At 75.2% G+C, this 20,914-nt stretch carries 16 protein-coding genes and 1 pseudogene; 8 read left to right on the top strand and 9 right to left on the bottom strand.

Going from position 1 to position 20,914, the window contains the following annotated elements; genetic code table 11:
* Positions 1-29: 29 nt before the first annotated feature.
* From FRAQA3DRAFT_RS26520 to FRAQA3DRAFT_RS26510, 3 genes are all read left to right on the top strand, one after another.
* Positions 30-1,448 carry a zinc-dependent metalloprotease gene (locus FRAQA3DRAFT_RS26520; protein ID WP_009742137.1) on the top strand — a complete coding sequence of 473 codons (1,419 nt, stop codon included), beginning with the start codon at positions 30-32 and terminating at the stop codon, positions 1,446-1,448.
* A 238-nt stretch (positions 1,449-1,686) separates the two neighbouring features.
* On the top strand, positions 1,687-2,934 hold the full coding sequence (locus FRAQA3DRAFT_RS26515) for a ThiF family adenylyltransferase (protein ID WP_009742136.1): 1,248 nt from the start codon (positions 1,687-1,689) through the stop codon (positions 2,932-2,934).
* A gap of 120 nt (positions 2,935-3,054) precedes the next feature.
* The gene (locus FRAQA3DRAFT_RS26510) at positions 3,055-4,857 is read left to right on the top strand and encodes an AarF/ABC1/UbiB kinase family protein (RefSeq protein WP_009742135.1); all 1,803 of its coding nucleotides are present in this window, start codon (positions 3,055-3,057) and stop codon (positions 4,855-4,857) included.
* 76 nt (positions 4,858-4,933) lie between these two features.
* On the opposite strand, the gene FRAQA3DRAFT_RS26505 is transcribed toward FRAQA3DRAFT_RS26510, so the two are convergent.
* The 5 genes and pseudogenes from FRAQA3DRAFT_RS26505 to FRAQA3DRAFT_RS26490 all read right to left on the bottom strand — a co-directional run.
* Entirely contained in the window at positions 4,934-6,514 is a 1,581-nt protein-coding gene (locus FRAQA3DRAFT_RS26505) for an alkaline phosphatase family protein (protein WP_009742134.1), read from the bottom strand.
* Between the two features lie 127 nt (positions 6,515-6,641).
* On the bottom strand, positions 6,642-6,929 hold the full coding sequence (locus FRAQA3DRAFT_RS26500) for a WhiB family transcriptional regulator (protein ID WP_009742133.1): 288 nt from the start codon (positions 6,927-6,929) through the stop codon (positions 6,642-6,644).
* Between the two features lie 106 nt (positions 6,930-7,035).
* Positions 7,036-7,608 (bottom strand): glycerate kinase, encoded by a 573-nt coding sequence (locus tag FRAQA3DRAFT_RS26495; protein WP_232291780.1) that lies wholly within the window; start codon positions 7,606-7,608, stop codon positions 7,036-7,038.
* A gap of 45 nt (positions 7,609-7,653) precedes the next feature.
* On the bottom strand, positions 7,654-7,842 hold the full coding sequence (locus FRAQA3DRAFT_RS37735; protein ID WP_232292166.1) for an HRDC domain-containing protein: 189 nt from the start codon (positions 7,840-7,842) through the stop codon (positions 7,654-7,656).
* Between the two features lie 448 nt (positions 7,843-8,290).
* Positions 8,291-9,898 (bottom strand): annotated as a pseudogene (locus tag FRAQA3DRAFT_RS26490) (ATP-dependent helicase); the annotation flags it as partial.
* Positions 9,899-9,993: 95 nt separating this feature from the next.
* Here FRAQA3DRAFT_RS26490 and FRAQA3DRAFT_RS26485 point away from each other — a divergent pair.
* Positions 9,994-10,233: a mycoredoxin gene (locus FRAQA3DRAFT_RS26485; protein ID WP_009742130.1), complete on the top strand. Its 240-nt coding sequence runs from the start codon at positions 9,994-9,996 to the stop codon at positions 10,231-10,233.
* A 242-nt stretch (positions 10,234-10,475) separates the two neighbouring features.
* On the top strand, positions 10,476-11,942 hold the full coding sequence (locus tag FRAQA3DRAFT_RS37730) for an ANTAR domain-containing protein (RefSeq protein ID WP_369809380.1): 1,467 nt from the start codon (positions 10,476-10,478) through the stop codon (positions 11,940-11,942).
* A gap of 117 nt (positions 11,943-12,059) precedes the next feature.
* On the opposite strand, the gene FRAQA3DRAFT_RS26475 is transcribed toward FRAQA3DRAFT_RS37730, so the two are convergent.
* From FRAQA3DRAFT_RS26475 to FRAQA3DRAFT_RS26465, 3 genes are all read right to left on the bottom strand, one after another.
* Complete coding sequence (locus FRAQA3DRAFT_RS26475) at positions 12,060-13,454, bottom strand: pitrilysin family protein (RefSeq protein WP_009742128.1); 1,395 nt, start codon at positions 13,452-13,454, stop codon at positions 12,060-12,062.
* Positions 13,451-14,752, bottom strand: a complete 1,302-nt coding sequence (locus tag FRAQA3DRAFT_RS26470) for a pitrilysin family protein (protein ID WP_035921554.1) — start codon at positions 14,750-14,752, stop codon at positions 13,451-13,453. Before FRAQA3DRAFT_RS26470 ends, FRAQA3DRAFT_RS26475 begins: the two co-directional genes overlap by 4 nt.
* A 299-nt stretch (positions 14,753-15,051) precedes the next feature.
* Entirely contained in the window at positions 15,052-15,423 is a 372-nt protein-coding gene (locus FRAQA3DRAFT_RS26465; RefSeq protein WP_009742126.1) for a hypothetical protein, read from the bottom strand.
* 99 nt (positions 15,424-15,522) lie between these two features.
* Here FRAQA3DRAFT_RS26465 and FRAQA3DRAFT_RS33715 point away from each other — a divergent pair, with 99 nt between their 5' ends.
* From FRAQA3DRAFT_RS33715 to FRAQA3DRAFT_RS26450, 3 genes are all read left to right on the top strand, one after another.
* Complete coding sequence (locus FRAQA3DRAFT_RS33715) at positions 15,523-17,010, top strand: helix-turn-helix domain-containing protein (RefSeq protein WP_232291779.1); 1,488 nt, start codon at positions 15,523-15,525, stop codon at positions 17,008-17,010.
* 85 nt (positions 17,011-17,095) lie between these two features.
* Positions 17,096-17,887 carry an endonuclease/exonuclease/phosphatase family protein gene (locus tag FRAQA3DRAFT_RS26455; RefSeq protein ID WP_009742124.1) on the top strand — a complete coding sequence of 264 codons (792 nt, stop codon included), beginning with the start codon at positions 17,096-17,098 and terminating at the stop codon, positions 17,885-17,887.
* Positions 17,888-17,991: 104 nt separating this feature from the next.
* On the top strand, positions 17,992-19,143 hold the full coding sequence (locus FRAQA3DRAFT_RS26450) for a MerR family transcriptional regulator (protein WP_009742123.1): 1,152 nt from the start codon (positions 17,992-17,994) through the stop codon (positions 19,141-19,143).
* Here the strand turns inward: FRAQA3DRAFT_RS26450 and FRAQA3DRAFT_RS26445 are convergent.
* Positions 19,118-20,914: 3'-5' exonuclease (locus FRAQA3DRAFT_RS26445; RefSeq protein ID WP_009742122.1), on the bottom strand; the 1,797-nt coding region annotated here is incomplete at its 5' end. The genes FRAQA3DRAFT_RS26450 and FRAQA3DRAFT_RS26445 overlap by 26 nt on opposite strands.

The following is a 20,914-nucleotide window of genomic DNA, read 5'->3' as shown; positions in this document are numbered from 1 at the left end:
CGTCCCGCTCCCCGATCAGGCCACGTCCGATGAGTGGCGACTTCCCGTTCGGCTTCGCGTCCTCCGGTGGCGGCGGCGAGGAGCCCCGGTCCCCCTTCGGCGGCGGCGCGCCGTTCTTCGCCGAGCTGGAGCGGCTGCTGTCCTGGCAGGGCGGTCCGGTGAACTGGGAGCTGGCCCGGCAGGTGGCGGTCCGCTCCCTGGGGGACGGCGAGTCGAGCGTCCCCATGGGCCAGCAGCACATGGTCGCCGAGGCGCTGCGGATCGCCGACGTCTGGCTCGACCCGATGACGACCCTGCCAGCCGGCGCGACGACCGCCGCCGCCTGGTCGCGAGTGGAGTGGATCGAGAAGACGCTGCCGGTGTGGCGGACGCTGTGCGACCCGATCGCCGCCAAGGTCGTCGAGGCGATGCGCACGGGGATCTCCAGCGGGCTGAGCCAGCTCGGCGGGGGCGGGATCGAGCTGCCCAGCGAGCTGCGCGACGCCCTGCCGCCCGGGGTCGACCTCAGCGCCCTGATGGCCGCCGGCGGGCCGATCATGCAGATGATGAACCAGGTCGGCGGCATGCTCTTCGGCGCGCAGGTGGGGCAGGCGATCGGCACGCTGGCCGCGGAGGTCGTCTCATCGACCGAGGTGGGCCTGCCGCTGGGACCGGCCGGGACCGCCGCGCTGGTCCCGGCGGGGGTCGCCGCGTTCGGGACCGGGCTGGAGATTCCCGAGGACGAGGTGCGCATCTACCTCGCGCTGCGGGAGGCCGCGTCGAACCGGCTGTTCGCGCACGTGCCCTGGCTGCGCGCCCACGTGCTCGGCGCGGTCGAGGAGTACGCCCGCGGCATCGCGGTGGACACCGAGGCCGTTGGCCGGGTGATGCGGATGGTCGACCCGACCGCTCTGATGAACCCGGAGCGGCTGTCCGAGGCGCTCGGGGAGGATGTGTTCAACGACGCGACCACGCCCGAGCAGAAGGCGGCGCTGGCCCGCCTCGAGCTGATCCTCGCCCTCATCGAGGGCTGGGTCGACCACGTGACCGACGCCGCGGCCACCGGTCACCTGCCGGCCGCCGGCCGGCTGCGGGAGATGGTCCGGCGCCGCCGCGCCGAGGGTGGGCCCGGTGAGCAGACCTTCTCCACGCTGGTCGGGCTCTCCCTGCGCCCCCGCAAGCTGCGCGAGGCCGCCGCACTGTGGGCGGCGCTGGCCGAGGCGCGCGGGCGGGAGGGGCGCGACGCGGTGTGGGCGCACCCGGACCTGCTGCCCACGGCGGCCGACCTGGCCGCGCCGGACGGCTTCGTCACCGGCGCGTCGGCCAGCGTCCTGGACGATCCGATCGGCGAGATCGAGAAGCTGCGCGACACGCCACCCGCCGAGGGCGGCGGGAAGTCCCCCGGCGCTCCCACGGACAAGCCGGACACCCCCGGCGGCTCTGCCCCCGACGCCGAGGGCTCACCGTGACCCGGTAAGTCCGTCCGCCAAGTCCGTCCGCGCGCGGGACCGACGCGACCGGGGCCCTGCCAAGCCCGCCCGGACCAGGAATGATCCACAGGACGGTCCACAGGCTCTCCACAGCCGCCGGCGCGGTCTCGCGTTCCGTCGGACCCGCGTGGCACGGTGGGGATCAACCGGCCGGCTGGCCGGTCCATCCTGATCCGTGTCCGGTGGCTCCGGCCGCCGGCGGACCTGCGGGGGATCCATGCGCCCGATCCTCAAGCCGGGCCTTCGTCGGCTCTGGCACAACGGCTCCACCCTGCAACTCGGTATCGACCCGGCCCGAGCCGTCCTCGTCGCCGATCTGGGCCCGCCGCACGCGGCCCTGCTCGATGCCCTCGACGGCCGCCGCACGCTGGAGCAGGTCCGCCTCGACGGCGGCCAGGCCGCGCGGGAGCTGCTCGACCTGCTCGGCGGGGCCGGCCTGCTTGACGATGCGGCGCCAGTCCCGGGCGCGGCGGCGCTGACCTCGACCGACCGCGACCGTCTGTTGCCCGACCTCGCCGCGTTGTCGGTCCGCTCCGCCGATCCGGTCCGTCCCCGCCTGGTGATCGCCGCGCGGCGCACCGCCCGGGTGCTCGTGCGGGGCGCCGGCCGGGTCGGCGCCCAGATCGCGACCCTGCTCGCCGCGGCCGGGGTCGGCCGGGTCGTCGTCGACGACGCGGGGGTGACGATGCCCGCCGACGTTTCCCCGGGCGGGCTGCGCCTCGACGACGTCGGCCGGCCCAGGGCCCTCGCCGCGGGGACGGCGATGACCCGGGTGCGCCGGCAGGTCGACCGGCACCCCGGTCCCGGCGTGGCCGGATCCGCCCGGGCCGCCCGCCTGCCCCCCTCGGGACGCGGCGACGGGCCGGGGGCGGACGTCTTCGACGCGGATCTGATCGTGCTGGCCCCGGTCGGGCCGCCGACCGTCGCGCCCGGTGCCTGCCTCGACCTCGAGCGCGGCGGGACCGCGCATCTGCTGGCGGGAGTGCGCGAGACGACGGGGATCGTCGGCCCGCTCGTCGTGCCGGCCGTGACGGCCTGTCTGCACTGTCAGCACCTGCACCGGCACGCCCGCGACCCGCTCTGGCCGATGCTGGCGATGCAGCTGGTCCGCCCGCGCACCGCCGGCCACGACCCCTGCGAGATCACCCTGGCCAGCCTCGTCGCCGCGCTCGCCGCCATGCAGGCGCTGGCCTTCCTCGACCTCGCCGTCCCGCAGGCCCCCGACCCGGGCCCGGGGATTCACCAGTCCGACAACCTGGACTTCCCTCACCCGGCCGCAAGCACCAAGGATGAGATGTTCGACACACCGACCTTCGCTCCGAAGATCCTTCCAGTAACGGCTGACGGGGCGCTGGAGCTCGCCCAACCGGACTGGCGCATCCGCCGGCGCAGTTGGCCGGTGCACCCCAACTGTCCCTGCCGCACCGCCCGAACCGCGGCGCAGCAGGCCGGGACCGACGACTGAGATCCGCGTGCCGGACGCCCGAGCCCGGCACGCGGCGCCGGGCTCGGCGGTGACAACATCGCCGCGGCTGTTACCCACGGCCAGTGCCCCTCACGCCTCGGAACAGGGCACGATGGAGCAGTGTCCGACATCCCACGGCGGGCCGTCGTCCGCACCGCCAAACTGGCTACGCTTCCGATCGGAATCGCCGGCCGCGCCACGCTCGGCGTCGGCAAGCGCATCGGCGGCCGTCCCGCGGAGGCCGTCGCCTCCGAACTCCAGCAGCGCACCGCCGCGCAGATCTTCCGTGTGCTCGGGGAGCTCAAGGGCGGCGCGATGAAACTGGGCCAGGCGCTGTCCGTGTTCGAGGCGGCGCTGCCCGACGAGGTCGCCGCGCCGTACCGAGCCGCGCTCACCAAGCTCCAGGAGGCGGCGCCCCCGCTGCCGGCGCCCGTGGTGCACCGCGTCCTCGCCGAGGAGCTCGGGGCGGACTGGCGGTCGTTGTTCGTCGAGTTCGACGACACGCCGGCCGCGGCGGCCAGCATCGGCCAGGTCCACCGGGCGGTGTGGTCGGACGGCCGGGCGGTCGCGGTGAAGGTGCAGTACCCGGGGGCCGGCCCGGCCCTGGTCGCCGACCTCACCCAGCTCGGGCGGGCGGCCCGGCTGTTCAGCGCGGTGACCCCGGGGCTGGACATCAAGCCGCTGGTCGAGGAGCTCAAGGCCCGGATCACCGAGGAGCTCGACTACCGGCTGGAGGCGGCGTGGCAGTCGGCCTTCGCGCAGGCATACGCGGACGACCCGGACATCGTCGTTCCGCGGCCGCTCGCCGGCTCCGACCGGGTGCTCGTCAGCGAGTGGATCGACGGAATCCCGCTGTCCGCCATCATCGCGGACGGCTCTGCCGAGCAGCGCGACGCCGCCGGCCTGCTGCTCGTCCGGTTCCTGTACTCGTGTCCCGGGCGGGCCGGCCTGCTGCACGCCGACCCGCATCCGGGCAACTTCCGCCTACTGCCCGACGGCCGGCTCGGCGTGCTGGACTTCGGCGCCGTGAACCGCCTGCCCGGGGGCCTGCCAGCGCCGATCGGCCGGCTGGCCCGCCAGACCCTGGCCGGCGATGCGGAGGCGGTCGCCGCCGGCCTGCGCGCCGAGGGATTCATCCCGCCGTCGGCCGAGATCGACGCCGAGGACCTGCTCGACTACCTCGCGCCGATGCTGGAGCCGATCGCCGACGAGGAGTTCACCTTCTCGCGGGGCTGGTTGCGCAAGGAGGCGGCGCGACTGAGCGACTGGCGTTCCGCCGCGGCGCAGCTCGGCCGCCAGCTCAACCTCCCGCCGTCGTACCTGCTCATCCACCGGGTCACTCTCGGCGCGATCGGGATCCTCTGCCAGCTCGGCAGCACCGGCCACTTCCGCGCCGAGATGGAGCGCTGGCAACCGGGATTCGCCGAACCCGGCTCGGCGGCCGCCCTGGCCGCCGATGAGGCCAACCACCCGGACCGGCCGCTGCCCGTCCTGGCGGTCCGGGACGAGGCCGGGGTCATCCGGCCGATGCCCGGTCCGGTCGTGCTGCCCGGTGCCCCGACCGGCAGCCGTACCCGCCGAGCCACCAAGACCACCAAAACCGCGAAGACCGCGAAGACCGCGAAGCCGGCGCGAGCCGCCAAGGCACGGACCGATCAGCGGATCGAGCAGCCGGCCGACCCGGCGACGAGGCCCGGCAAGACGCCCCGTCGCGCTCCGGCGCCCGCGCGCGCCAGGAAGCCGGCCGGCGAACCGGCGCCCACGCCCGCGACCGGCGCGGTGCCCACTCAGGCCGAACCCGCCGAGGCGAGCCGGCCGCCGCGATCGTCACGGCGCGCCACCCCAGGCCGGACGAGGGCAGCCACCCCTCGCCAGACCCCCCGAGACGAGGCACCGCCCGACCCGATCATCGCCGAGGACTGACCGCGGCCCTCCGACGCCCCTGCTGACCGGCGCCGGGCGGCAGCGGCCGCGCGCAACGGCGCCGAGCGCGGGTGCGTCAGGAGGCGGCGGCCCCGAAGGCGGAGTCCTCCACAGCGGAGTCGTCCGAGGTGAAGCCATCCGAGGTGAAGCCGTCGAAAGCGGACTCGCCGAGGTAGAGGAAGCCGTATCCCTCGTCGCGGAAGCGGACGCCGGCGGCGCGCAGGGCATCGCCCCAGTCGCCGCGGCAGGCCGGGTCCGCCGCCTCCGAGCCGTGGTCGGCGGTCAGCAGGATCGCGGTCTCGGCCAGCAGGTCGCGTTCAGCGAGCAGGTCGAGGAAGCTGCCGAGGCGGGCGTCCGCGTCCCGCAGCGCGGCGCGGGACTGCTCCGAGTAGGGACCGCCGCCGTGATGGCCGGTGTCGGTGACCGTGGTGTTCCACCACATGACATCGGGCGGAGTCGTGCCCGGCGCCCACAGCTGGACGACCTGCGCGAGGCCCAGCGCATCGACCCGGGTGGACCAGGAGTAGTCGGGGTTCTCGCGGATCCAGTGCGCGCTGGCGTGCGGATCGCCCTCCGCCGGCGGCAGGTAGTCGCCCATGTCGCCGGCGCCACCGTCGTTGCCGGCCGCCCGGACCAGGCCAAACGTCGAGTAGTGCGCGCCCCGGTCGACGGGCTCGTTCACGCAGGCGCTCACCGCGCCGGGGCGCTGGCGGGCGACGGCCTCGAAGAGCGTCTCGACGCCGTCGCGGAGCTGCTCGCAGGCGGAATGCCAGGTCTTCACGTCGTTGACGATCACCTGGCGGCCGGTGGCCCGGTCGAAGTAGACGTTGTGCAGGATGCCGTGCCGGCCCGGTCCGACACCCGTCAGCGCGGAGGTGTGGTTGGTCAGCGTGACGCTGGGGAACTCGGCGATCGCCCCGCCGGTCAGTGCGGTCCCCTCGGCCAGCAGCCGGGCGACGTTCGGCAGGTCGCCCGTCTGGGCGAGGTGCAGCAGGTCGTTGCTGTTCGCGCCGTCCCACAGCAGGCCGACGACGTGGCGCGCGCCCGGACCGGCGAGGTGGGTGAGGGCCGTGCCCTCGGCGTCGGGCATGGTCACGCCTGCGAGCGCGGCGAGGGTGGGGGCGACGTCGATGATCCGCGCCGCGCCGGGCCGCAGCCCCCGGGCCCGCACGCCGGGGCCGGAGAGCACCAGCGGGGCGCGGGACTGCCCGGCGTTGAGCGAGCCGTGCTCGCCGAGGTGCCCGCCGCGTTCGGGCCAGTAATGCCGGGGGGTGTGCACGACGATCAGGTCCGGCGACCGGGTGGGGTCCCCGAAGGCGGACAGCAGCCGGCGGCCGGCGAAGGGGTAGGCGTCGCGTTCGTTCGGCGGCGACGGATCCGCCAGCGCCGCGGCCAGGGGCACCCCGTGCATCGGGTCCTGGCAGGCCAGCGGGTGCCGCCCGTAACGGACCTCCCAGGGGCCGTCCGGGTCGGTCACCGGCAGCCGAGCCGAGCCGTCGGCGTTGGCCACGTAAAGCCAGCCGGCGTCCACCCAGGCGACGAGATCCACGATCTCGGCCAGTTCGGGGCTGGTGAGGGCGGCGACGGCGAGAGACAGGTCGTCGACCCCGGCCGATCCCGGCGCCACGCCCGGCGCCGTTCCCGTTCCGGTCGACATCGGATAGACACGCTCGCTGCTGGGCACGCCGGAACAGTACCGGTGCCGACGGGAGCACTGGAAGAAATCAACGGCCAACGGCGGCGGGCGGGACGCCGACGAATCGGTGTCCCGCCCGCCGCGCCCGTCAGGCTGCGACCTCCTCAGGGCGCACCTTGCGCGGCCGGCCGCGGGGCCGCTTGTGGGGGACGACGGTGCCGGTCACGACCAGCTCGCCGCCCCACACCCCCCACGGCTCGGCCCGGTCGAGGGCCGCGGTCAGGCACGCCACTCGGACCGGGCAGGTACGGCAGACCGCCTTGGCGGTCTCCACGTCCGCCGGGGACTCAGCGAAGAACATCTCAGGATCGACGTCCCAGCAGGGCAGGACGAGCCGATCCCGCTCGATCCGGGAGACGATCGAGTGATCGAACACCGGTGTCACCTCCGACACGGGTAGGTCTTCGAGCGGATGGAAGGAGCGAAACGACAAAGGCCGCGATCCCCATGGGGATCGCGGCCTCGGCGTCGGCTCCGCGGAACTAGTCCGGGAGCGGATCGCGAGCGGATCCCGAGATGAGGTGACGGTCTGCGTGCTCGGACGCCTGGACCTCGGCGGACGCCGGGTTCCAGGACATGGCGAGCCGACGCGTCGGCTCGCCGGCCGGACGCTCGGCGATCGCGGTGAACCCGACTTGGCCGAGGACCGTGCCCGAGATGGCGGCGGCGGGCGCACCCGTCCCCTGGCCCTGGACCTCGATGCCATGGCAGACCGCCAGCACACGGACGTCCGCCACGAAGGGGGCGCCGACCGTGCTGACCACACCGGACCGGCCGAGACGGCCGACCGTGCCGAGAGCACCTATGCCGAGGGCGGGGCTGCCGAGGGCGGCTCTGCCGAGAACGACGGACGCCTCGACGGCGGCCGGCACGGGCGCGACGGCACGCAAAGCCGCCGGGCCGGGCCGATATCCCCACGGGCGGGCGATCTCGGTGCCGGCTTTGTCCATCAGAATGCTGATCACGGCGAGATCACCTCCTTGTCGGGGAGCCTTGGAGCGCAGCCGTTCCAGGGCCTGCGTCGGGCGTCGTGGGTAACGGTAGAAGGTCGCCACGCGAACCTCAACGTATTTTCTGTGTCGCGTATCAGACACAGATGGTTACGAGGGGTCGCGTGTGGGCACGGTCGGCGGGGTGCGCCCGGCGACGAGGTCGAACACGGCCTGCCCGTAGCGGTCGAGCTTGGCCTGGCCGATCCCGGGAATCCGGACGAGCTCGGCGACCGAGCGGGGCCGGCATTCGGCGATCGCCTGCAGGGTCGCATCGGTGAAGATCACGAAGACGGGCATGTGCAGTTCCCGCGCGGTCGCCGCCCGCCACGCCCGCAGCCGCTCGTACAGCGCGGCGTCGACGTCGCCGGGGCAGTCCTCGCAGCGTCCGACCCTGGCCTGGGCGCCGGTCAGGGCCCGCCCGCAGACCCGGCAGCGCACCGCCGAGCGCCCTCGGCCCGGCCCGCCGCCGGCGCCGGCCGCATCCGCCGCCCCCTGGCGCCCCGCCGTGCCCCCACGCCCCGCCTCGGGACCGGGCCCCGGTGTGCCGACCCGCCCCGCCGTGCCGCCCTGCCCCGCTGTGCCCCCGCCCGCCGGCAGCCGGGCCGAGGCCACGACGCACCGGCCGCAGATCATCGAGGAAGCGGGACGGGCGCCGTGAACGCCGGCCGCCGTCGGCGCGGGCCAGGGCCCAGGACAGGACGAGGTGGGTACGGGCCCGGGTCACTCCCACGTAGAGCAGGCGGCGTTCCTCGGCGATCTGCTCGGCGGTCTTCGCGTGGACGAGCGGCAGCGTGCCGTCGGCCAGGCCCACGAGGAAAACCGCGTCCCATTCCAGGCCCTTCGCGGCGTGCAGCGTGGACAGCGTCACCCCCTCCACGGTGGGCTGGTGCTCGTGGGTGACGCGATCGCCGAGCTCGGCGACGAACTCGGCGAGGCCCGCCTGCGGGGTACGGGCGGCGAGGTCGGCGGCCAGGCGGTGCAGGGCGGCGAGGTTCTCCCACTGCTCCCGCTCGGCGCCGGACCCCGCCGACGGCCGGTCCGCCCGCCAGTTCAGTGCGCCGAGAATGTCCGCGACCGTGTCTGCGAGCCCCTCGGGCCGGTCGGTGTCGGCCGAGCGCAAGGCGGCCCGCAGCAGCCGCAACGCCGCGACGACCTCGGTTCGGGCGAAGAACTTCTCGCCGCCGCGGACGAGATAGGCGATGCCGGCCGCGCCGATCTCAGCCTCGTAGGCCTCGGACTGGGCGTTGATCCGATACAGCACGGCGATGCGGCTGGCCGGCGTCCCCCGGGCGATCAGCGTGCGTATTCGGCTGGCGACGGCGGCGGCCTCGTCCGCCTCGCTGTCGCACTCCAGCCAGACCGGCGGCGGGCCGTCCGGCGCCGCAGCGATCAGCCGGGTGCCGGGCGCGGCCTGCACGAGCCGGTTCGCCAGCCCCACGACCTGCGGGGTCGACCGGTAGTCCCGCACGAGCCGGACGACCGCGGCGTCGGGGTGGCGCCGCGGGAAGTCGAGCAGGTAGTGAGGCGTGGCGCCGGCGAACGAGTAGATGGTCTGGTGCGGGTCGCCGACGACGCAGAGGCTGTCGCGCTCGCCGAGCCACGCCTCGAGCACGCGTTGCTGCAACGCGTTGACGTCCTGGTACTCGTCGACGACGAGATGGCGGTAGCGGGAGCGGACCTCGGTGGCGACCCAGCCGTGTTCCTCGATCATGGCCGCGGTGAGCAGCAGCAGGTCCTCCATGTCGACGACGCCGGCCTCCCGCTTGACCTCCTCATACGCGGCGTAGAGCCGGGCGACGGTCTCCGCCGGGGTGGCGGTCTCCCGGCCGCTCGCCGCCGCCATCCGGGCGTAGTCGGCAGGCGCGACGAGGGTGGCCTTCGCCCACTCGACCTCGGCGGTCAGGTCCCGCAGCTCGGCGCGGTCCGGCCGCAGCCGCAGGCGCCCCGCGGCACGCATCATGTTGGGGATCTTGCTGGACTCGGGGCGGGGCAGCGGCCCGCCGGCCACGGCCGGCCAGAAGTGCTGCAACTGCCGCAACGCCGCCGAATGGAATGTTCGTGCCTGCACGCCGGGCACGCCCATGGCCCGCAACCGGCCGCGCAGCTCCCCCGCCGCCCTGGTCGTGAAGCTCACGGCGAGGATCTGGCCCGAGCCCACTCCCCGGTCCACGACCATGTGGGCGATTCTGTGCGTGATGGTGCGCGTCTTGCCCGTACCAGCACCGGCGAGGATGCAGACCGGCCCGAGGGGGGCGCCGGCCGCGGCCCGCTGCTCGGGATCGAGCTCGGCGAGCAGGTCCCCGGCCGCGGGGGAGGCGGCGGCCCGCGCGGCGGGGCCAGGCGATCCGGACATCCCCCGACACGGTAGTCCCCACGCGCGCCGGGAAGCGGCGCAGGCGCGACGCTGTTACACCAACCGTTGCGTCCCAGTGGCTTGGAGGCCCATTCGTGCTCACGATCTACACGACTTCCTGGTGCGGCTACTGCGTTCGGCTGAAGAGCCAACTCGACCGGGCCGGGGTCGAGTACAAGACCGTTGATATCGAGAACGACCCGACAGCAGAGCAACTTGTCCGCGATGCTAACAACGGGAACGCGACCGTACCGACCGTGCTCTTTCCCGATGGCACTGTGATGACGAACCCGAGCGTCCGCCAGGTCACCGAGAAGGTCACTTCTGCCGCATAACGGATACGTAGAGCAACGACATCCCGGGAGTTCTTACCTTCCCACCGCACACGCGGCCGGCTCGTGGGACGGTGTCCGTCACTGCCCGTGAAGTTTGTGGGAGAGTTCGGCCTGTGTCGTCAGTACCTTCAGAACAGGCGTGGAGCACCGTCGATGCCGCGCTGCGGGCCGTTCGCGCCCTGGACCGGATGGAGACGGCCTGTTTCGTCGTGGTATCTGCGACGACTGCGAGCTATCTCCGTGTGACCGGAACCTTCGCCGATCTCGACGAGGGAACCCACTATCCCCGGGCGGACAGCATCATCGCCCGGATGCTCGACGGTGCGCCCGCGGCGGCGGCCGGGGTCGGCGCGGGGCATCCCGCGGCCGACACGGCCGAGCATCGCCAGCTGGGGGTGCGCAGCTATCTCGCGATGCCGGTGATCCCGCCGGACGGCCGACTGCTCGGCTTTCTCGTCGGTCTGGACCACGGTGAGGTGACCGTGTCCGCCGACACACTAGCCCTGGTCCGGGGGATCGCGGACGCACTCGCGGCCACGGGTGACATCCCCGCGCCGCCCCCGCCGACGGTGTCGCTCAACGGACCGCGCCCCGGCAACCGCCGGGAGGCGGCCGGCGGTCCCGTCGGCTCCGGCGACCAGGCCCCGGCCGGCCCGCTGGCCGCGGAACGTCCCTCTCAGGAGAAACGTCCCTCCCAGGAGGAGCGTGCGGCCCAGGAGGAGACGCCCTCGCGACCCGGCCCGGCGCCGGGCGGCGAGCAGCGGCCGACCCCCGCCGCTCCCACGGCCCCGTCGCCGGGCGCCACGCCCACCCCGGACGGTGACGCGGCACCGAGCGGGGAAGCGGCACCGAGCGGGGAAGCGGCGCAGGGTGTTGCCGCCGCAGCCCCGCCACCGCCACCGCCACTCCCCGGCATACCCCGGGTACCTGGGAGTGGCGCGCCGGGGCCCCAGGGCAGGCCGGAGGCGGGTGCCCCGGCCGCCCCGCATCCGCTCGGCCGGACGCCAACGCCCACGCCACATACCGTCGCGCGGGCTGCCCGCCCCGGACCGCCCGGTCGCGCCGGGCCGCCGCGACCGGCTCCACAGCTCACTCACGGCGGCGGCACCGGCCCCGTGGGGACCGGCGGCGCCAAGCCGGCTCCGGCCGTCTCCCGGCGCTCCACCTCGGACATGCGGCTGCGGCGAACGCCCGCAGGCTGGGTCGTGGAGGGCCCGGGGCCGGAGGTCCGCCCGGTCGGTGATCTGATCTCCGCGATGGTGCTCGCCGACCTGCTGGCCGAGGACCTCGCCCCACCGGGGCGCCCGCGCCGAGCAGAGCGTGACCTTGGCGAGATCGAGCAGCTGCGGCTGTCCGTCGTCCAGCTCGAGCACGCCCTGGCGTCCCGAGTGATCGTCGAGCAGGCCATCGGCGTACTGGCGGAACGCAATCAGATCCGGCCGCGGGAGGCGTTCGAGCGGTTGCGGCGAACGGCTCGAGGCATGGGCCGTCGCGTCCACGACCTGGCCCGGCAGGTCGTGGACTCGGTCGGCGACCCGCGTGCGGTCCTCCCGGGCGAGCTCGGTGGCCGGGGCGGCCCGGCCGGCGGTCCCCCCGGCGGCGGGGCAGGCACCGGCGGCGGGGGCCCCGCAGGCGCGACGCCGGGGCCGGGTCCAGGCGGGGGTGCGCCTCGCCCGGCACCGCCGCGGTCCGCCTCCGGCCGGCGCTGACCGACCGCCGGACCCCGCGGGCGCACGTCGATCAACCGGCCGCGACACCCGCCGGGCGAGCGCTCATCGCCGCCCGGCGGGCTGGCACGCACGCCTCGCCCGGCCGGGCGGGCCGCGTCAGGACTCGATCAGCCCGAGCGCCCCCACCGCGCGGGTGATCTTGGCCTTGTCGCCGACGAGCACCGTGACCAGCCCGGTGGGCGCCAGCAGGTCGGCCGCGACGGCCTGGACGTCGGCGGCCGTCACCTCGGCCAGCGCCCGCGGGTGGTCGCGCAGGTACTCCACACCGATGCCGACGCCGGCCAGCGCGGACAGCGTCGAGGCAAGCCCCGCGGCGGTGGCGCTGCCGATGGCGAGCGTGCCGACGGCGTACTGGCGGGCCGCGTCGAGCTCGTCCTGAGTCGGCGGGAGCACCGCCAGCCGGCCGAGCTCGTAGAGGATCTCCAGCAGGGCCGGGCCGGTCACCTCGGTGGCGACGTCCGCGGCGACGGTGAAGCGCGATCCGACCTGGTAGTGGTCGATCGAGCTGCGCGGCGAATAGGTGTAGCCCTTGTCCTCGCGGATGTTGTTGACCAGCCGGGAGCTGAAGTACCCCCCGAAGATCGTGCTGGCCAGCCGCTGCGCCGGGTAGCCGGGGAGGGAACGGTCCAGGGCCGCCCCGCCGAGGCGGATGTTCGTCTGCACGGCGCCGGGGCGGTCCACGATGACGATCGGGCCGGTGCGCAGCTCGGGCAGCGGCGGCGCGCTCGGCGCGGGCCGCCCCGACCAGTCGCCGAGCGCCGCGGTGACCGCGGCCAGCGCCCGCTCGGGCGACACGTCGCCGACGAGGGTGAGGATGGCCCCGGCCGGCGAGACCCGCTCGGCGTGCAGAGCGCGCACGTCCGCCGGGCCGACCTGCCCGACCACGTCCGGGTCGGGGATGGCGGTGGCGTAGGGGTGGTCGCCGAACAGCCGCCCGAGCAGGGCCTCGCGGGCGATCACGGCGGGCTGGCTACGGGCGACCGCGGTGTCCTCGACGATCCGGTCGCGCTCGCCGGCGACCTCGTCGTCAGGGTAGGTGGCGCCGAGCAGCACGTCGGCCATGATCTCCAGCAGCGGCTCGAGGTTCACCGCGAGCGCGGAGCCGACGACGGCGAGCCGGTCGCTGTCGACCCCCGTGGACAGCGAGCCGCCGAGGCGCTGGACCTCGGTGGCGAGCCCCACCCGGTCGAGCCGGCGCGACCCGGTGAACAGGGTCTCCGCCAGCACCTCCGCCCGAGCCTGGTGCACGGGGCCGAGCCCGGCGAACGGGATGCGAAGGCGCACCTCGACGATCGGCACGCTGCCCCGTTGCACCACCAGCACCCGCAGCCCGTTGTCGAGGGTGTGGTCGGTGACGGCGGGCAGCGCCGCCGGCTCGGTCGGCCGGACGGCGGGGATCACGCCCGCCGGGGCGGCCGGGATGGCGGTCGCCGCCGGCGGCACCGGGCTCGCGGAGTTCGTCGAAGTCGAGGTCACAGCACTCCCGATCATGAGGCGGCGCCGGCGTGCAGCTCCAGGACCGAACGGCCCTGTTCGAGCAGGGACCCGGCGGCGGCGGCGACCGCCTCGCCGGTGACGGCGGACAGCTCCGCCGGCAGTTCGTTCACCAGCTCGGGCCGGCCGCGGTGCAGCTCGTGCACGGCCATGGCCAGCGCGCGGCCGAGCGCGTCGTCGGCCTCGCGCAGCAGCGAGGAGGCCACCCGGGCCTGAACCCGCTCCAGCTCGCCGTCCTCCAGGCCGTCCCCCGCGAGCCGGGCGAGCTCCTCGTCGACGGCCGCGAGGACCACGTCGGCGCTGGACTCCTCGGACTGGCGGGCCTCCAGGGTGAGCAGCAGCGGGTCGCGCTGCTCGAACGGGTTGCCGAACGTGCCCAGGTAGGTGCTGACCCCGATGACCGAGCGGTCCTTCTGGACCAGCCGGCGCTCCAGGCGGCTGGCGTCGCCGTCGCTGAGCACCTCGGTCAGCAGGTAGTAGGCGAGGTAGGTGGGCAGGTCGGCGATCGGGTCGGGGACGCGGTAGCCGACCGCGAGCGCCGCGCGGGGGGCGAGCGGATCGGTGAGCACCGCCCGGCGCTCCGCCGTGGGCACCGGCTCCGCGAAGCTTGCCCGCGGCGGCACAGTGCGGGCGGGGATGTCGCCGAAGTAGCGGTCGACGAACGTCAGCGCCTCGCCGGGGTCGAAGTCGCCGACGATGGTGAGCACGGCGTTGCCGGGGGCGTAGTACTTGTCGAAGAAGTCCTCCGCGTCGTCGAGGCTGGCCGCCTCCAACTCGGAGAAATCCCCGTAACCGTTGTGTGCGTTGGGAAAGGTGTCGAACGCCACCGGCGGCAGTTTGATCCAGGGAAATCCGCCGTACGGCCGGTTCAGGACGTTGACCCGGATCTCCTCCTGCACCACGGCGATCTGGTTGTCGAGGTTCTGCCGGGTGATCTTCGGCGCCCGCATCCGGTCCGCCTCGAGGAACAGGGCCAGTTCGAGCGCCCCGGCCGGCAGCAGCTCGAAATAGTCCGTGTAGTCGGGGTGCGTAGAGCCGTTGAAGATTCCACCGGCGGCCTGGACGTGCTTGGGATGTTCCGCCTTCCCCACGTTCGCACTGCCCTGGAACATCAGGTGCTCGAACAGGTGGGCGAAACCTGTGCGGCCTTCGGGCTCGGACCGGAAGCCCACGTCGTAGTGCACGGAGACGGCCACCACCGGCGCCGTGCGGTCGGGAGCGAGCAGGACCCGCAGGCCGTTGTCGAGCCGGGTCCGCTCGATCGGATAGGAGGATGCCGGCAGGGCCGACCTCACCGCGGCGGTGCCGACCGGACCGGGTTCTCTAGGCGAGGACACAGTTGCCCACGCTACTGCCCGCCGACCCGGCCCGGTGGCGAAGAAGGCCACCAGCCGGCTTTGCGCCATCCGCCGACGCATTCCGAGGCGCGCTCGCCGGCGGGGTGACGCGCTCGTCAAAGCGCGCGCGGACCGGGGTACGCCACCGGTGCCGGGCGGTCCCACGAACGGAGGCCCGCATCCGAGCACCCGGCCCCGGCCCGCGAGCCGATACGGGGCCGCGCCGGCCGCCGACCAAGCCGCCCGGCGGCCGGCGCTCACCACCCACGCGCCGCACCCCGACGATCGCGCGCGCGACGCCGACCGCCGGCCCGCGGCGCCGCGCGATCGCGGCCCGGGGCGCCGCGGCGCCGCGCGGCGGAACTCGCCGCCCGGCCGGGCGCGCCGACCGCGGAGACCAGAAAGACCAGCGTGGCGGCGATCGCGACCTGCAGGACCAGGGTCACCAGGGGGCTGGCGTCGATCGCCGCGGCCACCACCAGCCCGAGGGCCGCGCCGAGCAGGCCGAGCAGGATGGTCATCACGCAGCCGATCGGGGCGCGCCGGGACCGGGGAACGACGGCCCGCCCCAGCAACCCTATGATCACGCCAGTAATCAGAGCGCTGATGATGCCGGTCAGAGCGTCCACGGGCCGATTCTGCCGGCTGGGACGATCGACGACCACGAGCGGCCCGGCTCGGGTGACGAGGTGCGGGAAATGGCGACCACCAATCGGCAGACTGTTCCCATGAGACAGTTTCCGGCCGGTCTACCCGAGACCCTCGCCGCGGAAGTTGACTCGCTGGGCGAAGAGATCATGGCGGCGATCGCCCGCGAGGTGCCCGCCTACGCCCGCCCGCTGGAGGGCGGGTTCGGTCGCGGCGTGCGCCGCGGGGTCGCCGAGGCCCTGCACCGCTTCCTCACCGTGGTCGAGGCCGGCCCGCACTGCGCCCCGGACCTCGCCGCCAGCCGTGAGGTGTACGTCCGGCTCGGCCGCGGCGAGGTCCATTCGGGCCGGTCGCTGGACAACCTGCTCAGCGCCTACCGGGTCGGTGCCCGCGTCTCCTGGCGGCGCTTCGGCGAGGCGGCGGTGCGCCATGGCGGCGTCGACGCGGCGGGCCTGGTCTCCCTTGCCGAGATGATGTTCGCCTACATCGACGGCATCTCCGCGGCCTCCGCCGAGGGCTACGCCGCCGAGCAGTTCGCGGCGGGCGGCGAGCGGGAGCGGCTGCTCGACCGCATCGGCGAGATGCTGCTCACCGGTGCTCCCGCGGACGCCGTCGCGCAGGTCGCCGACGCGGCCAGCGTGCGGCTGCCCCGTCGGCTGGCCGCCGTCCTCATCCCGGCACGGCCCGATCCGCAACCAATTGCCGGGCGCGAGCCGACTGTGGCCGTCCCAGCCGGGCACGTCCCAGCCGGGCACGTCCCGACCGGGCACGTCCCGACCGGGCACGTCCCGACCGGGCACGTCCCGACCGGGCACGTCCCGACCGGGCACGTCCCGACCGGGCACGTCCCGACCGGGCACGTCCCGACCGGGCACGTCCCGACCGGGCACGCGCCGACGGCGCCCGCGCCCGGTCGCACCGAGCCGTTCCTGCTGCCCGCGGACTGCCCGCGGGCCGTGCAGGGCCAGGACACCTGGCTGTTCGTGGGCTCGGTGGAACGCGGTCCGGCGCGGGCTGCCCTGGTGAAGCGGCTGGCGGGCCTGGCCGCGGTGGTGGGACCGGCGGTGCCGTGGGGCCAGGCCAAGGCGAGCGCCGCCCGGGCCCGGTTCGCCCGCGACGCGCGCAGCGCCGGCCGGCTCGCCGGCGCGGGCGCCGCCGATCCGCTGTTCACCGACGAGCACCTCAGCGCGCTGGTGCTCGCCCGCGACCCGGGTCTCGTGACGGATCTGGCGGCCCGGCTGCTCGCCCCCCTCGACGGCCTGCCGAGCCGGACCCGGGATCGGCTGGCCGAGACCCTGCTGCACTGGCTGTCACTACGAGGGCAGCGCGGGCTGATCGCCGAGCGGCTGCACATCCATCCACAGACCGTCCGGTACCGGGTCAACCAGCTCCGCGAGCTGTTCGGGCCGTGCCTGGAGGATCCCGACGTCCGCTTCGACCTCGAGCTGGTGCTGCGCGCCGGCGCCACCGCCACCCGCGCCGAACCCGCGGCAGCTTCGGACGGCGGAGCCGGGCTGGACGAGCCGGTCCGGCCGGCCCCACCGGCGGGCGCCGCGGCCAGGCACTGACACCCGGCCGGCCAACCGGCGGCGAGGCCCAGCGCCCTCGCGCCGCCCGGCCGTCCGTGACCGTCCGATCCGGTACGGTCCAGGCGTGCGGCTGGGCTCCTTCAACGTGATGCACGGCCTGTCCCTCGCCGACGGCCGGGTCGAGTCGCAACGCTTCACCACGGCCGTCGCCGGGCTGGGCGCGGACGTGCTCGGGCTGCAGGAGGTCGATCTCGACCAGCCGCGATCCGGCGGAATCGACCTGGCCGCCGAGGCGGCGGCGGCGCTCGGGGCCGCCGACGGGAACTGGCGGTTCGTCCCGACCGTGTTCGGCACGCCGGGGACCGGCTGGCGGCCCGCCGACGGCGCCCGCGTGCCCGGCGAACCGGCCTACGGCATCGCGCTGATCAGCCTGCTGCCGGTCCGCGAGTGGCGAGTGATCGACCTCGGCCGGGCCCCGATCCGCTCCCCCATCGCGATTCCGGGCGGCCCGAACGGACCAGGGCGGCTGATCATGCTGGACGACGAGCCGCGGGTCGCGGTCGCCGCCCGGATCGACGCGCCCGATGGGCCGCTCACCGTCGTGAACACTCACCTGTCGTTCGTCCCCGTGTGGAACGCGATGCAGCTGCTGCGGCTGGCCCGGCGCCTCGCCGACCTCGACGGCCCGCTGATCGTGCTCGGGGACCTGAATCTGCCCGGGCGCCTGCCGGCGACGCTGACCCGCTGGCGACGGCTGGCGGTCACCCCGACGTATCCCGCGCACGCCCCCCGCGTCCAGCTTGATCACGTGTTGTCCCGCGGACCGGTGGGCGACGTCATCGCCGTCCAGTGCCGGCGCGCGGAGATCTCCGACCACCGGGCCCTGCTGGTCGACCTGGCCGACCAGCCGATCTGACCCGGCCGGCCGCGATCGGTGCGGCCGGGCTTGACCTTGCCCCTTGGGCAGGCCGGAGCATGGCCGCTGCCGGGCGCCGTGCCCGGTACGAGGAGGCGGCCGCGATGGCTCTGCTGACGATCGGGGAGTTCGCCCGGCGCAGCCGGCTGTCCCCGAAGGCGCTTCGGCTCTACGACGAGCTCGGGTTGCTTCGTCCACGGCAGGTCGACCCGGTGACGGGCTACCGCCGCTACGCCCCGGAGCAGCTCGAACAGGCCCGGCTGGTGGCCTGGCTGCGCCGGCTGGGGATGCCGCTCGCGCGCATCCGACGGGTCTGCGAACTCGACGGGCCCGCCGCGGCCCGCGAGGTGGGTGCGTTCTGGGCCGAGACCGAGGCCGACACCGCCGCCCGCCGCGACCTGGCCGCCGTCCTCGTCGAACACCTTTCCCGAAGGGCTGTCGACATGTCCGACCCGCACCCGATCACCCCACCCGCGACCGTAGCCCCCACCCCCGTCCCGGCCTCCCTGCTGACGCTGCGGCACGCCGCGCTGACGGACCGGGGCCTCGTCCGCCCGAGCAACCAGGATGCGGTGCACGCCGGCTCCACCGTGCTCGCCGTCGCCGACGGCTTCGGTGCCGGCGGCGCCGCGGCCGGTGCGGCGGCCGTCGACGCCCTGGCGCGGCTGGAGGCCGCCCCCATCCCGCCCGGGGAGCTGCTCGGCTTCCTCGCCGACGCGGTCGCGCGGGCGAACCGGGCCGTCCAGGAGCTCGTCCACCCCGATTCCGCCGCGGCCTCGCACGCGGTCGGGACGACGCTGACCGCCATGTTGTGGACCGGATCGGCCCTGGCGCTCGTCCACATCGGCGACTCGCGCGCCTACCTGTTGCGCGGCGGCGAGCTGCGGCAGATCACCCACGACCACACGTTCGTCCGGTCGATGGTGGAGGACGGGCGCCTTCGCCCGGAGGAGGCGGCAACCCACCCGCAGCGGCTCCTCCTGCTGCGCGCGCTGGACGGCAGCGCAGCGACCTTCCCCGACATCGGGCTGCACGAGGTGCGCCGCGGCGACCGCTACCTGCTGTGCTCCGACGGGCTGTCCGGTGCCGTGCCGGCGGCGGCGCTGCGCCGGGTGCTGGTCACGGCGGCGGAGCCGGAGCAGGCGGTCCGCGAGCTCGTCGCCCTGGCGAACGGCTCCGGGGGCGCGGACAACGTCAGCTGCGTGGTGGCCGACGTCGTCCCGGCGAACGCTACGCCCGTGGTTGCGGTGGGGTAGGTGGGTGGGCGGGCGGAGCGAGCAGCGCGGCGAGTTCGTCCTCGGTGACCAGGTGCGGGCGGACGACGGCGCCGGTGCGGACGTAGAGGAAGGCGGCGTCGACGGCGCTCGGGTCGACGCCGCGCAGCCGAGCCCAGGCCAGCCGGTAGACGGCGAGCTGGAGCTCGTCGGCGGGCGACTGGCCGGTCTTCCAGTCGATCACCTCCCACCGACCGCCACCGAGGTCGTAGACGGCGTCGATGCGGCCGCGCACGATCCGCCCGGCGAGGGGGAGCTCGAAGGGCTCCTCGATCGCGGCGGGCCGGCGCGAGCCGTACGGGGTTCGCAGGAACGCCTCCTGCAGCGAGCGCAGGTCGTCGTCGGTGAGCTCGGCGTCCTGGGCGCCGGGCAGGTCGTCGGCGTCGATCAGCGCCCGGTGGTCGAACAGTTCCTCCACCCAGGCGTGGAAACGGCTGCCGCGGCGGGCTGCCGCGACCGGCTGGCGCGGCAGCGGGCGGACGAGCTCCCGGGCGAACGCCGCCGGATCGGCCTGGAGCCGGACGATCTCGGACGCGGTGAGGTTCGCCGGCATCGGCACGTCGAGCTGCGGGACGCGGGCGGCCCGCTCCTCGGCGAGCAGCAGCTCCGCCTCGCGGTCCAGCTCGGCGAGCAGCGCCCCCTCGGCCGCGGTCAGCCCGGGCGGATCGGCGCCGCCGAGGACCGCCGATGCGGCGTCGCGGGAGGGTGTCGGCGCCGGCGGACCGGCCGGGGCCGTGGGGTCCGCCGGGACGCCGACGCCGAGCGGGGGCGGGGTGAGCGCCGCCTCGAGCCGGGCGAGGACGTCGCGGGCCGCCTCGACGCGGCGGGCGAAGGGCTCCGGTTCGTAGGGGATCGGCCAGGCGAAACGGCGCGGGGTGGCCAGGGCCGGGTTCGACTTCTCCTCGGGCCGTGGGGCCCAGACGTCGACCCGCCCGCCGCCGCCGCGGGCGTGCTCGGCGAGCTCCGCCAGGAAGACCGACGCGCCGCGCGGACGCTTCTGCGCCGGCCCCCACCAGTGCCCGCTGGCGAACAGCAGCGACTTCGCCCGGGTCACCGCGACGTAGGCAAGCCGGCGCTCCTCCCGCTCGGCGTAGGCGCGGACCTCGGCCGCGAAGGCGTCGAGGTCCGCCTTCTGGTCGGAGACCTCGAAGGCGGGCAGGTCCGCGGCGTCGCCCCGCAGCGGCACGGGCAGCACGCCGGGCGAGGTCGTCCACTGGTCCCGGACGGTGACGTCGGGGAAGACCCGCTCGCTGAGGTTCGGCACGGCGACGACCTCCCATTCCAGGCCCTTGGAACGGTGCATCGTCATCAGGGCGATCGCGTCCGCCCCGGACGGGCCGGTGACGTCGAGGCCCCGCTCGTGCTCCCGGGCGGCCCGCAGGAAGCCGAGGAAGGCGTGCAGCGAGGTCGTCCCGTCCGGGTCGGTGAAGTCGGCGGCGACGTCGAGGAAGGCCGCGACGTTCTCCTGACGGCGGGCGCGCACGGCCGCCTCGGTGGCGGTGAGCTCCACGTCCAGCCCGATCGTGGCGACGACGCGGTGCAGCAGGTCGAGCAGGCCCTCGCCGACGTGGCCGCGCAGCTCGGCGATCTCCGCGGCCAGTCGGCGCACCCGCACGCGGCCCTCGGCGGACATCTCCGGGCCGGGGTCGTCGAGGACGTCGGAGAGGGCGACCACGTCCGCGGGGTCGACGTCGGCCACCGCCGCGGCCAGCGGATCTGCTCGCCCCGGCGGGTCGGGCTCGGCGTCGGCGCC

It is taken from the genome of Frankia sp. QA3 (assembly GCF_000262465.1).
In the GTDB taxonomy this organism is placed as follows: domain Bacteria; phylum Actinomycetota; class Actinomycetes; order Frankiales; family Frankiaceae; genus Frankia.
The sequence above is the reverse complement of the archived record's forward strand: the minus strand, read 5'-3'. Positions and strand labels throughout refer to the sequence as shown.